12 protein-coding genes and 2 pseudogenes are annotated in these 14,163 nt (G+C 70.7%); 5 read left to right on the top strand and 9 right to left on the bottom strand.

Going from position 1 to position 14,163, the window contains the following annotated elements:
- Positions 1-9: 9 nt before the first annotated feature.
- The 6 genes and pseudogenes from ACFWP3_RS04780 to ACFWP3_RS04805 all read right to left on the bottom strand — a co-directional run bounded on the left by ACFWP3_RS04780 (position 10) and on the right by ACFWP3_RS04805 (position 4,948).
- Positions 10-873 carry a C40 family peptidase gene (locus ACFWP3_RS04780; RefSeq protein ID WP_384216186.1) on the bottom strand — a complete coding sequence of 288 codons (864 nt, stop codon included), beginning with the start codon at positions 871-873 and terminating at the stop codon, positions 10-12.
- A 281-nt stretch (positions 874-1,154) separates the two neighbouring features.
- Complete coding sequence (locus ACFWP3_RS04785; RefSeq protein ID WP_384216188.1) at positions 1,155-1,562, bottom strand: hypothetical protein; 408 nt, start codon at positions 1,560-1,562, stop codon at positions 1,155-1,157.
- A 57-nt stretch (positions 1,563-1,619) separates the two neighbouring features.
- Positions 1,620-3,078: pseudogene (locus ACFWP3_RS04790) on the bottom strand (allantoin permease).
- 290 nt (positions 3,079-3,368) lie between these two features.
- Entirely contained in the window at positions 3,369-4,013 is a 645-nt protein-coding gene (locus ACFWP3_RS04795) for a dihydrofolate reductase family protein (protein ID WP_384216190.1), read from the bottom strand.
- Between the two features lie 185 nt (positions 4,014-4,198).
- Positions 4,199-4,567 (bottom strand): hypothetical protein, encoded by a 369-nt coding sequence (locus tag ACFWP3_RS04800; RefSeq protein ID WP_384216192.1) that lies wholly within the window; start codon positions 4,565-4,567, stop codon positions 4,199-4,201.
- A 39-nt stretch (positions 4,568-4,606) separates the two neighbouring features.
- Positions 4,607-4,948, bottom strand: coding sequence for a DUF5713 family protein (locus tag ACFWP3_RS04805; RefSeq protein ID WP_384216194.1), 342 nt, complete (start codon positions 4,946-4,948; stop codon positions 4,607-4,609).
- 180 nt (positions 4,949-5,128) lie between these two features.
- Here ACFWP3_RS04805 and ACFWP3_RS04810 point away from each other — a divergent pair.
- From ACFWP3_RS04810 to ACFWP3_RS04820, 3 genes and pseudogenes are all read left to right on the top strand, one after another.
- Positions 5,129-5,983: pseudogene (locus tag ACFWP3_RS04810) on the top strand (FAD-dependent oxidoreductase); the annotation flags it as partial.
- 140 nt (positions 5,984-6,123) lie between these two features.
- Entirely contained in the window at positions 6,124-6,579 is a 456-nt protein-coding gene (locus tag ACFWP3_RS04815; protein ID WP_384216196.1) for a DUF732 domain-containing protein, read from the top strand.
- A 518-nt stretch (positions 6,580-7,097) separates the two neighbouring features.
- Positions 7,098-7,730 carry a GNAT family N-acetyltransferase gene (locus ACFWP3_RS04820; RefSeq protein ID WP_384216198.1) on the top strand — a complete coding sequence of 211 codons (633 nt, stop codon included), beginning with the start codon at positions 7,098-7,100 and terminating at the stop codon, positions 7,728-7,730.
- Positions 7,731-7,900: 170 nt separating this feature from the next.
- Here ACFWP3_RS04820 and ACFWP3_RS04825 read toward each other — a convergent pair whose 3' ends face one another.
- The gene (locus ACFWP3_RS04825) at positions 7,901-9,109 is read right to left on the bottom strand and encodes an alpha/beta hydrolase family protein (RefSeq protein ID WP_384216200.1); all 1,209 of its coding nucleotides are present in this window, start codon (positions 9,107-9,109) and stop codon (positions 7,901-7,903) included.
- 298 nt (positions 9,110-9,407) lie between these two features.
- Positions 9,408-10,520 (bottom strand): hypothetical protein, encoded by a 1,113-nt coding sequence (locus tag ACFWP3_RS04830; protein WP_384216202.1) that lies wholly within the window; start codon positions 10,518-10,520, stop codon positions 9,408-9,410.
- Between the two features lie 287 nt (positions 10,521-10,807).
- On the opposite strand from ACFWP3_RS04830, the gene ACFWP3_RS04835 reads away from it, so the two are divergent.
- A complete protein-coding gene (locus tag ACFWP3_RS04835) occupies positions 10,808-11,593 on the top strand; it encodes a hypothetical protein (protein WP_384216204.1) in 786 nt (261 codons plus the stop codon).
- 300 nt (positions 11,594-11,893) lie between these two features.
- Positions 11,894-13,339: a hypothetical protein gene (locus ACFWP3_RS04840; RefSeq protein WP_384216205.1), complete on the top strand. Its 1,446-nt coding sequence runs from the start codon at positions 11,894-11,896 to the stop codon at positions 13,337-13,339.
- A 298-nt stretch (positions 13,340-13,637) separates the two neighbouring features.
- On the opposite strand, the gene ACFWP3_RS04845 is transcribed toward ACFWP3_RS04840, so the two are convergent.
- On the bottom strand, positions 13,638-14,108 hold the full coding sequence (locus tag ACFWP3_RS04845; protein WP_384216207.1) for a DIP1984 family protein: 471 nt from the start codon (positions 14,106-14,108) through the stop codon (positions 13,638-13,640).
- Between the last annotated feature and the right edge of the window lie 55 nt (positions 14,109-14,163).

Genomic DNA, 14,163 nt, shown 5'->3' on the forward strand with positions numbered 1-14,163 from the left:
GGCCGGCGATCAGGGACAGGTGCGTACGCCGTCCAGCCAGGCGGGGCCCTTGATGTAGATGTTGGTGATCCACGCCCCGTACTCGGGCAGGTAGGACCAGGCGTCGTTGGTGTAGCCCTCAGCCGTCACCGGTTCGGCGTGCTTCTGGCACTCGATGCGCACCGTGGTCGGGCCGGGGAACCGGTGTACGCGCGGGCTCGTGGTGGACGGCTCCTTGTGGGTCCACACATCGGTGCCCCAGGTGCTGAACGTGCCGGGAGCCGCCGCGGCGGAGATGCGGACCGCTCCCGCGTAGTCCCCGCCCAACCGCACGTCGCTGACGGTGATTCGGGTGCCCGATTCCCGGGCCTCGACCATCTTGCCGGCACCCAGGTAGATCGCGATGTGGTGGACGGAGCCCCCCGACCCCCAGGCCAGCAGGTCCCCCGGCAGGAGTGGCGCAGTCCCCTGCGCCGCCGAAAAACGCTGCTTCACCTGCGGCGCGTGGAATTGGTGGTAGGCGTTCCCGGGCAGCGGGTCCCCGCCGGCCGCACGGGCGTAGGCGTACCGGACCAGCCCCGAGCAGTCGAAGCCCAGCCGTTCCGGATCGTGTTCGCTGTCCGGGTCGCTCGGGTCGACCTGACCGTACGTCGGCCCGGGCTGCGGCCCGTGGCCGCCGCCCCAGGTGTACCAGACCCCGATCTGTTCGCATGCGGCCCGTACGGCCGCCTCCGCCACCGCCGAGGCCCCGGGGGCGAGCACATCGCACGCCCCGGCCGCCCCCGCCGCCTTCGGTACCGCGGCCGCCGAGGCGCCATGTACGCCTCCCCACGCGGCCAGCAGGGTCACCGCGGCCACCGCCGCCGCCCCGACCGCCGTTCTCCGCATCCTCATGTCCGTTCCCCCGTCCCCGCCAAGGTGTCGCGCGGGTCTCCGTGCTCGTCGTGATGGTGAGGTTCGCCGGCGTGCTCGGCTCGTCGTACGAAGCCACGCACCGGCCTGCCGCCGACACTTCGAGACTGTGCCCCGCCAGCCCTCCATGTCGAGAAGGCAGGAGTGGCCCACCGCAACGGGAAACGGGAAACGCCCGGGAAACCCTCTCTCACCAGGAACTTTGACCAGCCGTCAAGGGACGGAGAGCGGGCGCGGGCGCGGCCCGACAGCCGGGGACCGCATCAAGGCGCGCCGGTGTCCCCGGCTCGCGCGGCGGCCGCCGCCTCCAGGAGCTGCCAGCCGTCGACCTCCACCACGCGCCGCTCCCCCGGGTGCCACCCACGCGCCAACGCCACGTCGAGCAGGGCCCGGACGGCGCCGGGCTCGTGCAGGTTCAGGTCCGCGCCTTGGGCGAAGCCCACGTCTCCGGAGCCCAAGGGGGCGCCGCCCGGGACGTACCGGCCGGGCCCGGCGGCGAAGACGATGCGCAGCGGGCCGCCGGTGCCGGCCGGCTGCGGGGACAGGGAGAGGGTTTGGCGACAGTCGACGGGCCGGCCGTCCTGGTCCCTTCGGTGGCTGTGGCGCATCGACCACATGTATACGCGCCCGTCGGCGACCAGTCGGCGGGGCTTCTTCACATGGCGAGGCACCAGCCGAGCGTACGCGCCCCCACCGGGAGGTCTCCCGGGGCGGTCTACCGGGGCTGGTTATGCAGTGGCCGGCAGGACGTGGGCGCCGGTCTTGTCGGTGCTCAGGCACAACGAGCAGACGGCCGCGTCGTGCGTGACGCAGGCGGTGAGGTCGGGGCGCTCGTACGGCTGGTGGCAGACGTGGCAGTCGAGGGTGACCGCGCTCGGGTTGCCGTCGGTGTCCAGCAGGGGCTCGGCGATGCCGTCGTCGGTGCGGCGCACGTAGTAACGGCCCTTGGTGACCGCGGCCATCAGCGGGGTGACGACGAAGGCGATGAGGGCTGCGGCCACGGGCGAGTAGGGCTGGAGGGTGTCGCCGAGGAGGTGGAAGTACATCGCGATCGACAGGCCGGAGGCGGCGACGAAGGCCACGACGCCGACCGGATTGACCGCGTGGAGCATGCCCCGGCGGAACTCCGGCTGGAGCGGCGACAGCTTCAGTCTGGCTGATGACGACCAGGACCACGGCCAGCGGGACGACCAGCCAGGACGGCATCATCGCGTCGAAGGCGCCGCGGAACTGCTGGATGGGCTCGGGGGCGGCGGCCGGTCCGACCTCGGCGATGATGTAGACGGCGAGGAAGACGCCGATAGCCTGCTTGAGCGCACCGAGCACGACCCACCCGGGGCCGGCCATGACCACGGCGGTCCACCAAGCGCGCTTGTTCGCCTCGGTCTTGGGCGGCATGAAGCGCAGGTAGTCGATCTGCTCTCCGATCTGCGCGATCAGGGACAGGCACACGCCCGCCCCGAGCAGGACGGAGGCGGTGTTGACGGCGCCGTCGCCGTTCGTGCCGGCGTAGCCGAGGAAACGGTCCACCGTGCCGGGGTCGTTGGCGACCAGGTAGACGAGCGGAGCGACCATGAGCAGGAGCCAGACCGGGGTGGTCCACACCTGGAGCTTGCTGAGCGCCTTCATGCCGTAGATGACCAGCGGGATCACCATGAGCGTGGAGACGGCATAGCCCAGCCACAGCGGCAGTCCGAGGCCGAGCTTGAGGCCCTGGGCCGTGATCGCGCCTTCGAGGGCGAAGAAGATGAAGGTGAAGCTGGCGAAGATGATGCTGGTGATGACCGAACCGTAGTAGCCGAAGCCGGAGCCGCGGGTGATCAGGTCGAGGTCGATGTTGTAGCGGGCGCCGTAGTAGGCCAGCGGGAAGCCGGTGATGAAGATGACGACCGCGGCGACGGCGATGGCCACGAGCGCGTTGCCGGTGCCGTGGGCCAGGCCGATGCCGGCGCCGATGGAGAAGTCGGCCATGTAGGCGATGCCGCCGAGGGCGGTGGTGGCCACGACCATGGGGGACCAGCGGCGGTAACTGCGGGGTGCGAAACGGAGGGTGTAGTCCTCGAGCGTCTCCTTGACTGCCTGGTCGGCAACAGCAGGCTCCTTCATGGCCGCTGTTGCTGTTGTTGCCGATGAGTCTGTCGCATCCGTCGTACGCGTCGTCGTCCGTCGTGACTCGGTGGTGCTCATGCCACGCCTCCCGGTGGGGGCTGGGTGCAGGTGCGGGTGCACGTGGTGCGATGCGGTGGGGAGCCCGTGCGGCGCCGTTGACAGGACGGGGGCGACGGGCCCGTCACGGGTGGTTCCCGGCAGCCCTGTTTACGCCTGATCCCACGGTCGGTCACGCTAGAAAGCGGTTGTTACCCCCGGCGGCGCGATGTCGTGAACACCATGTTGCCGCAGGGGCCGTGGCTGCCTGCGTACGCAACATGCCCCGGCCCGCTGCGCTGTGGCACGGAGCCGCCAGGCGCGCGGTGGCCTCAGGTGTCGCTTCCGGCACCGCGGTCGGGTGCGCTCATGTCCCCCGTCGCGGGGATGCCGTCGGCGAGCCCGTAGCGCAGGTACACGGTGCCCTTCGGGCTGGCCACCGGGGGTGCGAGGAGCGTGATGTTGGTCGGCACCGCGCCGTCCTCGAACAGCTTCTTGCCGACGCCGAGCACGATCGGGTGCAGCCAGAGGTCGATTCGGTCGAAGAGCCTTTCGCGCAGCAGGGTCTGCACGAGGTTCAGGCTCCCGACGACCTTCACGTTCTCGTGCCGGTCACGGATCTCGCGTACCTCGGCGGCGAGGTCCGGGCCGAGCTGCGTGGACCCGGCCCACGAGAGGTCGGGCTTGCCGCGAGAAGCCACGTACTTCGGGATGCTGTTGAAGAGCGTGGCGATCTCGCTGTCCTCGCTCCCCTCGTAGTACGGCCAGAAGGCGGCGAAGATGTCGTACGTCCGCCGGCCGAGCAGGAGCGCATCCGTGCCCTCGTACGCGGCACCGACTTGCGCCCCGGCGACTTCGTCCAGCAAGGGCGCCTGCCAGCCTCCGAACGGGAACCCCTCCGGGTCCTCGTCGGGGCCGCCGGGCGCCTGCCCGACGAGGTCGAGGGTCGCGAACATCTCGATATGGATGAGGCCCATGGCTTGCTCCCGGTGAGTCGGTCGTCTCCGTCAAGAGGTAGACCTCCCGGTGCGCGCAGACTCATCGCCACGCCGGGCCCGGTTTCACCCAGTCGGGGGTTAGACGGCCCGGACGAAGTGCGCGGCGAGGCGATGGTGGGCCGGTGGGCCGCCGGATGCGGGGCTCGGACAAGCCCCGATCAGGGCTATTCGGTGCCGGCTTCGACTTTGTGCAGCATGTGGGCCAGCAGCAGGGCTCCCCCGGCTGCTGCCCCTACCGCTCCCGCAGCCAGGAAACCGTGAGAAGAACGCCAGGACAGCACCGACCACCGCGACTGCGCGGAAAACACCGATCCCGTACTCAGCCACGACCCGGTTGAGATCAGCGACAGGGAGGAACCGATCGACCCGACCGACAAGGCGCTCCCGATGGACGCGATCGACAGGGCCGAACCGACGGAGCCCACGGACAGGACGGATCCCACTGAGCCGATCGACAGCACGGAGTCGTGTGACCACAGCGACAGCAGTGAGCCAGAGGAGGCACGACCCGACCGTACGGACAGTTTTGTCATGAGGTCATCTTGCCCGCTGGTGCTGGTCTTCGGTTTCGTTCACCAGTCCCGGCCCGCGATCAGTTCCTCCACATCCGCGTCGGTGAACCCGTATGCCGACGCGACGAACCAGAAGTCCTCGGCGATCCACTCGCGCGCAACCGTCTCTATCTCGCTCCCGGCCGCCTCGAACTCCGCCTCCAGCAGGTTGAACTCCTCCGTCGCGGCCTGCGTCAGCGCATACAGAGCCTTCAGGTCCGACGGCTGGTCAGCCTCAATGCGCTCGCACAGGCGCAGCAGGATCGCTCCACCCTGGCCGACGACGTGATCGGGGTAGTACGAGTCCCCGTACATGTGCCGCAGAAATACGTGCTCTGCCACCCGCTGGTTCGTGATCGGCATGCGCTTCCCCATCCCCGTAGAAGAACTGACACACCGATCATGCACGCCACCACTGACAACGGCGCCGCCCATGTGCACCAGGCCCCAGGCACCAGGTCCCACCGCACGCCCAGCCCCTTCACAACTGACCCTAAAGTTGACGTTTAGCGTTTCGGCCGTTATCCGCTTCGCCGGGGCTTCGACGGCACGGGCGGACGCCCCGAGGCGCAGCGCAGCGAACTTCGCCGGATCCTGCTCGACTCGCTCCCGGCCGGGACCGTCCGATGGGGGCACAAGGCCGGCAGCGCCCGCGCGCTCGGGGAGGGCCGCCACGAGGTGACGTTCACGGACGGCAGCACCGTCATCAGCAGTCTGCTGGTCGGCGCGGACGGCGCGTGGTCGCGGGTCCGGCCGCTGCTCTCGGCCGCCACACCCGAGTACACCGGCACGTCGTTCGTCGAGACGTACCTGTTCGACGCCGACACCCGGCATCCCGGCGCCGCGAAGGCGGTCGGCGGCGGAATGCTGATCGCGCCCGAGCCGGGCACGGAGATCTTCGCCCACCGGGAAAGCGGAGACACTCTGCACACCTATGTGGCGCTGGCGAGGCCGCTCGACTGGTTCGCCGCCATCGACTTCACCGATGCGGCCGCGGCCACCGCGCGCATCGCGCAGGAGTTCGACGGCTGGGCGGCGGAGCTCACCGCGCTGATCACCGACGGCGATACCGGGCCGGTTCTGCGACCCCACTACGCTCTGCCGACCGGGCACCGGTGGGACCGGGTGCCGGGAGTGACGCTTCTCGGCGATGCCGCCCACCTCGCGGCCCCGAACGGCGAAGGCGCCAACCTGGCGATGCTCGACGGCGCCGAACTCGGCCGGGCCCTCGCCGCGCACCCCGACGACATCGAGGCCGCGTTCACCGCATACGAGCAGGCCATGTTCCTCCGCAGCACCGAGGTCGTCACTTTTGAAGGGGTCGAGCTCGCCGATCTCTCCTCGGGTGACAACACGGTGCAGAGCCTGATCGACATGATCACCGAGAAGGGGCAGTGAGCCGCTGAGGGAGGTCACGAGGCGGCTGTGGGTCTGTGACATGTGGTCTGTGGCCTGTGGGCTGTGACATGCGGTCTGCAGTCTGTCACAGCACTGCAACTCCGCCCCACCCCCAGCCGCCGACAATCCACCATGTCCTGATGCGTACACACCACACCATCGCCCTTGCCGCAGCCGCCGCCACAGCTCTCCTCGCTCTCACTGGATGCTCCGATCCGGACGCGGACCACGCGGGCATGAGCGACGAAAGCAAACCGAAGCCCAGCGCCTCCGCACCCGCCTCGACGCCCACTGCCGACCCCGGGGCCACACAATCCGCAGCCGGCATCCCGCCGAGCCCGGCTCCCGCCCAGCGCGCGATATACCTCGCAGCGCTCAACAAGATCGACCCCGAGATCGTGGGCGGCGACGACGACAAGGCCATCAGTCGCGGCTTGAACCAGTGCCAGTCCATGAAGGACGAGAAGGACCCGACCAAGCGCGTCGAGTCAACGAACCGGCGCTTCACCGGCCCCAACCACCCGGACGGCTTCGGCCCCACCAAGGCCGCGTTCATCCTCGCCGCCGTGCAGACCAACCTCTGCCCGACCTACTGACAGGGCTGAGGCTTCGCGGGTGCAGCAACCGGGGGTGAGAAGACCCACCGCTGCACGTCCGCCGCGGCGCTCCCCTCCCGGGTCGCCGACCGTCAGGTGCGGGGACCGGCCCCGAGGCCGCGCCGGAGGGGCGGGGGCTCGGTCCCCTCACGCGGGGCGGGCTGCTGAGGTGCTTCCTCGGCGGCCCGCTCGGAGGCCGTCCGGCCACGGGTAGTGCGGACGGTCTGACCGTCGTCGAGGGGGATCGGTCCGTGCCCGAGAGGGCGGCGCGTGGTGCTCACCACCGAAGTCTCTCAGCCGGGTTGGGCTCAAGTGCCGCCGCCCTCCCGTACTGAGCACGCACTGTCTCTAATGACTCCCGATTCGCTGCGGCCCCACAGGCCAGTGGACCGGGCCGGAGGCTGCGGTCGCTGACCTGCCGCAAGGAGCGGCGGAGGGAATCCGCGAGGGTCTGGTTGTCACCACGCTTGTGTAACATCCCAATCAAGGTCGGGGGCATTACTCGGAGGGGTGTCCGGATGTTGGATCTCGCGCGCTCGTGGGTCGAGGGATGGACCGTCTCGCGGCGGGCGCCGAAGCCGGTGGACGTGCCGTGGGGGTTGAGCATTCAGGTCGGGCTGCCGTCCGAGACGGTCCGTCACGTCCTACTCGACGCCGATGCCGAGACCGCGCGCGAGCTCGTCGGCTCGATCACCGAACCGGCCACCTGCATCAAGGGCTTCCTGGAACCGGACGTCATGCAGCCGTGGTTCTCGCCGGAATGGGAACCGACCGATCCCGGGTTTCTGATGGCCGTCGACCTGCGTCCGGCCGTCGTACGCGCCCCCGACGGTTACACGTCCACCGCCGAGACCTCCGACGGTGTCGTAAGTGTGCGCATCCTGGCCGCAGACGGGGCGCTCGCCGCGCGCGGTCAGGTCGGGCTGACGGGTGCCGCGTGCGTCTTCGATCAGATCATCACCGAGGAGGCTCATCAGCGCCTCGGCCTGGGGACGGTGGTGATGGGCGCACTCACCAACGCGGCCATCGAGAACGGTGTGGCCACCGGCATCCTCGCCGCGACCGTCCAAGGCCGTGCGCTCTACGAAACGCTCGACTGGAAGGTCCTCGCGCCGTTGACCGGCTTCATCTACCGGCCAGTCGCTACCTGAGCCGTAGTCCTCGTACCCGGAACAGCGCCGCACCCGCACGCCCTTGAGAGGGCACCGGCCCAGGAGTCCGGACGGGACCGGGCCGGGCCGGGCCGGACGGGGTCGGGTCGGGTCGGACGGGGTCGGGTCGGGTCGGACTGCCGTGGTCCGTCTCCGCCGCGGTGCGGGGATCAGGGATTGTGGAAGACCATCTCCGGGTTGGCCGGCGACGGTCCGTCGAGCAGCGGCTGGGCGGTGCCCTTCAGGTGCCGGTCGAAGAACGCCGCGACATAGGCGCGGGTGAGGACCAGGGCCCGATCCGCCGGCAGCGGGCTGCGCGGCACGCCGAAGTGGTCCAGGATGACGGCCCCGTCCGTGAAGGTGAAGTGGTCGGACCCGGCCAGGGTCAGCCACCGCTTCCAGCCGCCGAACCGCTCCCACGCCTCGTCCCAGGTGTGGTCCGTGCCGCCGGGCCGGTGCATGTCGTCGTCCGTGCCGAGCAGCATGAACGGGCGCCCTCCCAGGCCCTCCTCGGGCAGGGTGTCGTGGAAGGAACCGTCCATGTTGATGCCCGCGCGGATCCGCTCGTCGGCCAGCATCGCGGTCGCGGCGGCGGCGCCGCCGATGGAGTGACCGGCCATGCCGATCCTGCGCCGGTCGATCGTCTCGGCGTACTTCCAGACCGGGTGCCGTCCCGTCAGCCGGTCCACGACGTACGACACGTCGCGGGCCCGACCCGCGGTGATCTTGCTCTCCGGTACTTGCCCCTCGCTGATGGGCCCGCACGCCGCGCAGGTCAGCAGCCGCCCGTCGGGGGTCTGGATCCCGAGGGACTCGTACGCGTGGTCCACGGAGGCCACCACGTAGCCGCGACTGGCCAGGCCCTCGGCGAGAGCGGTGAGGGTATAGCGGGAGACCGTGAAGCCGGGAGACAGGACGACGAGCGGGTACCGGCCCGGTGCCGGGCGCGCGTCCTTCCTCGCGTACGTGCGCATCGCGCTCAACTCGGCTGCCGAGATGGCTTCGCCGAGCCCATACCCATCGATCAACGCCTGGGTCTCCGCGGTGGTCGCGTACGGGGTCGTGCGCCCGGCTCCGCCGGTGCGCGCGGCGGGGTAGTGGAGAGTCACCATCAGCTCGCGCCCGTGCGCCTCCGGCATCCACGGGTCGGGGCGCGAGCGGTCCACGAGATGGAGGACGGAGCTGCCGACGGGCGACGGGCCGGTCGGGCGCGGGAGTGCGGCCCGGCCCTCGGTCCCGACCTCGGCCGGCGCCTCGGCCACATGCCTCGGTACGGACGGGGCCGCGGCCGAGGCCGGGCCGGCGAGGGCGAGCGGCAGGGACAGGGACAGGGCGAGTGCGACTGCGGCGGCGGTGGCCGCCCTGGAGAGAGTGGTCATGTCCACGAAACTAGCCAGCAGTGGCGGCAGTCGGCGTCAGACCGTGGTTGCTGTGACGTACCCCGTCGGGTGTATTTGCCTGTCAACTCATCGTATGAGACGGGGACTTGGGGAGATGCTGCGAGCCGGGCCGTATCGATGGTGATGAGCAGGCCCAACCAGGTGGGAGCCGAGTCTCCGGGACACCAGGCCCCGGAGACCAGACGCGGCGCTCTCGCCGATCGACACCCTCACCGCCGAACGCGTCGGCGTTCTTCGGCGTTCGTCGACGTTAGTCGGCGTCGGGGCAGGCGGGCCCCTAGCGTGCCATCCCGTAGTCCTGTGATGCCGGGACGGGGCGGGCCCGGGACAGCTTCACCGCCCTGCCGCGCGCGGCCTCGAAGGCCAGGACCGGGTTCCCCTCCTTGCGCCAGGGTTCGGCTCCGCACCATGCGCCGATCTGCCGGAACTGCTCCAGGGCGGGGCCGTACATCATCGACCGCAGCATGTAGTGCGCCAGCAGGTGGCGCAGGACCGGCAGGCGCTCGTCGTCCGGCGCGACCTGGTCGAAGGAGGCGGCGACCCGCTTCAGCAGACTCCTCGCCATGGGCGTGACGGGCAGCGCGGCCCCGGGCGAGCGCTCGGTGAGCTCGTTCAGCGCGTGCAGGTAGATCCCGGCGAGCGGGCTGCCGGCCGGGGCCTTGCGGACCGCCTGGCGGGCGAACCGCATCATCCGCCGGTTGCTGCCGAACCACTTGGCGCACCAGTACTGGAGGGCCTGCCAGTGGCCCTCGTAGTGGTGGGGCGCGCGGGCGACGAGCCCCTCCCAGAGCGGCTTGAACTGCGAGTGGCCGTACTGGGCTCCGCGCGCCGCCGTGACCATGACGACCCAGGGGCCCGGGTTGGCGGGGTCGAGCAGCGCGGCCTTCCGGGCCTCCTCGATCGCGGCCGGGAGCATGGCGCGGAAGCGGTTCATGTCCGAGGTCGGGACCTCGTGGGCGTAGGCGCTGCCCCGGATCTCCCAGGCGCGCCGGACCATGATGCTTGCGTGCAGGGTGGCCGCGTCGCAGTCGCCCGGCTCGGCGGCGCGCCAGGCGTCGAGCCAGGTGTCGTCCTGCCGGGCGATCTCCTTCAGGAGCTCGAGCCGGGACCAGCGCTCGTCCCACTCCTCGCCCGCAGCCCGGACGTACCGCGCGGCGGAATTCCAGTCCCCTTCCCACGCGGCGTCGGCGACGGCCTGCATCTCGCGTGCCCGGTGTGCGGGCGGGGGCGGGCCGGGGCGCCGGTTGTCGAGCACTTCACGGGGCGGCAGGCCGTAGGCGGATGCCACGAAGTGCTTGCCGACCCAGCGGTCGACACGGCTGGGGGTGATGAAGACGAGGTAGAGCACGATGAGAAACACGCCGAGTGCGACGGCGAGAAAGATGGTCACGGCGGGGAATCATTCCCGAATCGATCACTCTCCGCAATAGCTCAGGCCAACGATAAGGCGAGGTCAGAGCGGCCGCATCGGCACACGGATCGGCTGCACGGGCGGCTGGTGGCCTTCGCCGGTTACCCCGGGTGAAGGCCGGCCGAGGGGTCATCCGGGGCAAAGGAGCCGAACAACAGCCGTAGCTGATTCCCCATCACGGTTGTCCAGGGCGCCGGGCGGGTGGGGATCGTCGGCCCGGAACGGCGCCCGGCGCTCACCCCATCCGCCGGTGAGATCCTGAACGGATGAACGAGACATCCGCCGCTCGGGCGGCTGCCCGCTGGCCGCCGGCTGCGGCCGGGGAGACCGATTGGCTGCGGGAACTGGCCGACGATGACGGACTCACCGGGTTCATGCCGCCAGCACTGCCCGACGCCGCCTGGGTGCTCCACTCCATGTACGAACACGAGCTCGGGCCGACCGGCATGTCCTACCTCACGTACCAGCGGGCCGTGCTGAACGGCGGTGGGCCCGAGATCGTGCCGGGCCTCGACCCCGCAGAAGTATTCACCGGCACCGTGGGCGAGCACCCCGGTCCCCGTTGGCGCCGACTGCGCTGGGCGGAGCTCACTCAGCGCACCGATGACCCCCTGGTCCCGGAGGGACACCTTCCGTGCCGCACTTCCTTCCCGTCGATCAAGCCGGGCGGCTGGCCGGTCGGCATCAAAGCACCGTCCGAGGGCAGGCTGGACCGACCCGACTGGGACCGCCTGATCGATGTCCTCGTCAGGCACAGCCCGCAGGGCGGGGAAACCTGCTGCCTGGCCTACTACAACCCGCTGCTTCAGGGGGCCGAGGACTTCGACAACCTGCACGTCCGTGCCGGCGCGCTCGCGGACGCCAAGTCGCTGTACGACCACCCCGAAGAGGACGCTTGGACTCCGTCCAATCTCTGGGCCCGGGACCAGTCCTGGATCCTCTGCACGGACTACGACCTCTGGGCCACCAAGGTGGCGGGCCCCGCCGCACTCATCGAGGCCCTGCTCTGCGATACGGAAATCGAGGCCGTACGACTGCCTTGGGCCCCCTGATCACGGGCCAGTGCCAGGGCTTCCCCGCGGGGAACACGCAGCCCGTGTACCTCAACGAAGGACCTGCTGAAGTGCAGCTCCCACATCCCGACCCACGGGCGAAGTTGGCGCAGCAGCGGTTCGGCGTGCGCTGGCCAAGGGGCGTCTCCGTCATCAGAGATCGCTTGCCGGTCGATCGCGGCAAGGGGCACGGACATGGCCTCCCCCGCCGCCACGGGCCACAGCATGGTCCTGCGCGGCGCTTGAGAAGATCGCTTTATGGCACATGCAGATGATCAGCCGAAGCGCGTCCCCTTGGGAGTGTCAGAGGCAGCCGACGCGGTTCGCGCCGATGCCGCGTGGCTGCTCGAAGTCGATGTCGCTCTGTACGTGGAGTGGATCGTGGGGATCGCCACGAACAGCGCGGCGCCGGAGGACGTGCTGCGGCGCGTGTTCGCGATCGATCCGCTGCCCGACGCCCGGTCCTGGCTCGCCTACCGGAAGTTGTCGCCCCGGGCGGCCGGAGCCGCCGTCGCGCACTCCGACCCGCAGGTCCGTCTGATGCTGGCCGAGAATCCGTTCCTGCCGCCGGAGGCACTCGCGGTGCTGGCCGAGGATACGGACCCCAAAGTGCAACGCACCGCAGTGATGGTGGCGCGTGAGTACGGGGTCGAGCTGCCGGCAGAGCTGACCGTACGCCTCGCCACCGGTCCGCAGGCGCGGCTGCGGTTCCTCGCCGCGGGGCTGCCCGGCCTGCCGGACGGGATGCGGCTCTCGCTCGCCGAGGATCCCGACCCCCGGGTGCGGGCCGCCGCCATCAGCTCGTGGAGCTGGCCCAGGCTGCGCCCGGAGGTACGGGCCGCGGCCGAATCCGACCCCGATCCCCAGGTGCGGAAGGCGGTCGCGCGCGCCACCCACGTCGAGGTACCGCTGCCGACGACGGTCGAGGGCTTCCTCGCCGAGACGGACGAACGCCGCCGCCGCGACGCCGCGTTCAGCGCGCCCGTCGACGCGGCCTTGGCCGCGCTCCTCGCGACCCACGAGGACCGTTCGCTGCGTCACGGCGCGGCCCGCAACCCGCACGTACCCACCGCGCTCGCCCTCCAACTGGCCGCCGATCCCGAGCCTTTCGTGCGGCTCGCCGTGTCCCTGCGCGCGGATGTGACCGAGGAGCAGCGGGCGGCGATCGACTACACGGTGCCGGAGGGCCGGCATCCGGTGCCGGCCTGGGTGGAGGAACGCTTCGGCGACCCGGATGCGCTGCGGGAGATGGCCGCCTCCAGCCATGTCCTGGTGCGTCGCGGTGTCACGAGTGCACCGGAGCTGCCCGCCGATGTGATCGAGCTGTTGGCGGCCGACGAGGACTACTACGTCAAGCTGATGCTCTGCGAGAACGACCGCGCCCCGCACGAGCTCCTCGTGGAGATGTACGCCGACTGGAACGGGTTGAGCTGGGGCATGCTGGCGCTCCACCGCAACTTCGCGCGCCCCGGTCTGGCCCGGTTCGCGGACGACCCGAACCACCGGCTGCGCCATGCGGCCCTGCTCGACCCGGAGGCCGGACCGGAGCTCATCGAGCGCCTCTCCCACGACACGGAGCGAATGGTCCGCGACCGTGCCGCCTCCCATCCGGACCTGCCGCATGCCCGCCTCGTCGAGCTTCTTGGCTCGCCCCCGGAGGGGATGGCGCGAGCGGCGGCGCGGAACCCCGCCCTGACCGCCGCACTCATGCACCGGCTTCTCGACATCGCCGGCGTGCCGCACTGAGCCGGAGCAGGGCCTCGCGACTCCCGCGTACGACACGGCGCCCGGTCCGGGAGCCTGAGCTCCCGGGCCGGGCGCCGTCCTGCGATGTGGATGCCCCGAACCCGCCCTCGTCGCGACCGGATCTGCACGTGGTGATGAGATGTGCGCAATGCGCTGTGACATGTCACGCTGCTGAGCTGCACTGTCGTCTCGGGAGTCGAACCCGATGCGCTGCTCTCCGCGCGCCACGCGGGCCGGTAACCGCCGGCCCTCGGTTGTGCACGCCTCCGGAGCGACTACCTGCTCCACATCGCGGGTCTCAGTCCAGGAGGTCGGCCTCCCAGTTGGTGCGCTGGATCCGTACGTCGATCTCGCGGATCTCGCGAGCGGCGTCGTCGGCGCGGGCGCGGAGATCGGCTACGGGCAGTGCGGGGAGCACCATCAGCTCGGAGCGCAGCTGGCGGCCGTAGCCGCGGTCCCCGCTGCCCGCGGCGGCGTCGGCGGCCGAGGTCAGGACGGAGTGGCGCAGGCGCAGGGTGTCGCGGCGGGCGAGGGCGTCGGTGAGGGTTCCGTCGGCGCCCATGTCGACGGTGGCGTTGGTCCGGTTGATGCGCCGGATCAGCGACTCCAGGGCGTCGAGGGTCTCGTCGGCCTCGGCGAGCAGTGCGGCCGGGTCCTCGGCGGGGGTTTCGCCCTCTTGGTGGCGGGCGTTGGCCACGATGCGGGACCGCAGCTGTTCTACGCGGCGAGCTGCCTCCGCGCGCTCCGCCAGTGCTTCGCCGAGCTTCATCGTGAAGGGTCCCGTCCCTGGTGCCGTCCGTCGGGCGCCACTGCGATTCCGGTAC

It is taken from the genome of Streptomyces sp. NPDC058525 (genome assembly GCF_042719495.1).
Taxonomy (GTDB): domain Bacteria; phylum Actinomycetota; class Actinomycetes; order Streptomycetales; family Streptomycetaceae; genus Streptomyces.

Coding starts and splice junctions, on each gene's coding strand:
- ACFWP3_RS04780 (WP_384216186.1), bottom strand. CDS start 873: ATGAGGATGCGGAGAACGGCGGTCGGGGCGGCGGCGGTGGCCGCGGTG.
- ACFWP3_RS04795 (WP_384216190.1), bottom strand. CDS start 4,013: ATGGGCCTCATCCATATCGAGATGTTCGCGACCCTCGACCTCGTCGGG.
- ACFWP3_RS04800 (WP_384216192.1), bottom strand. CDS start 4,567: ATGACAAAACTGTCCGTACGGTCGGGTCGTGCCTCCTCTGGCTCACTG.
- ACFWP3_RS04805 (WP_384216194.1), bottom strand. CDS start 4,948: ATGCCGATCACGAACCAGCGGGTGGCAGAGCACGTATTTCTGCGGCAC.
- ACFWP3_RS04815 (WP_384216196.1), top strand. CDS start 6,124: ATGCGTACACACCACACCATCGCCCTTGCCGCAGCCGCCGCCACAGCT.
- ACFWP3_RS04820 (WP_384216198.1), top strand. CDS start 7,098: ATGTTGGATCTCGCGCGCTCGTGGGTCGAGGGATGGACCGTCTCGCGG.
- ACFWP3_RS04825 (WP_384216200.1), bottom strand. CDS start 9,109: ATGACCACTCTCTCCAGGGCGGCCACCGCCGCCGCAGTCGCACTCGCC.
- ACFWP3_RS04835 (WP_384216204.1), top strand. CDS start 10,808: ATGAACGAGACATCCGCCGCTCGGGCGGCTGCCCGCTGGCCGCCGGCT.
- ACFWP3_RS04845 (WP_384216207.1), bottom strand. CDS start 14,108: ATGAAGCTCGGCGAAGCACTGGCGGAGCGCGCGGAGGCAGCTCGCCGC.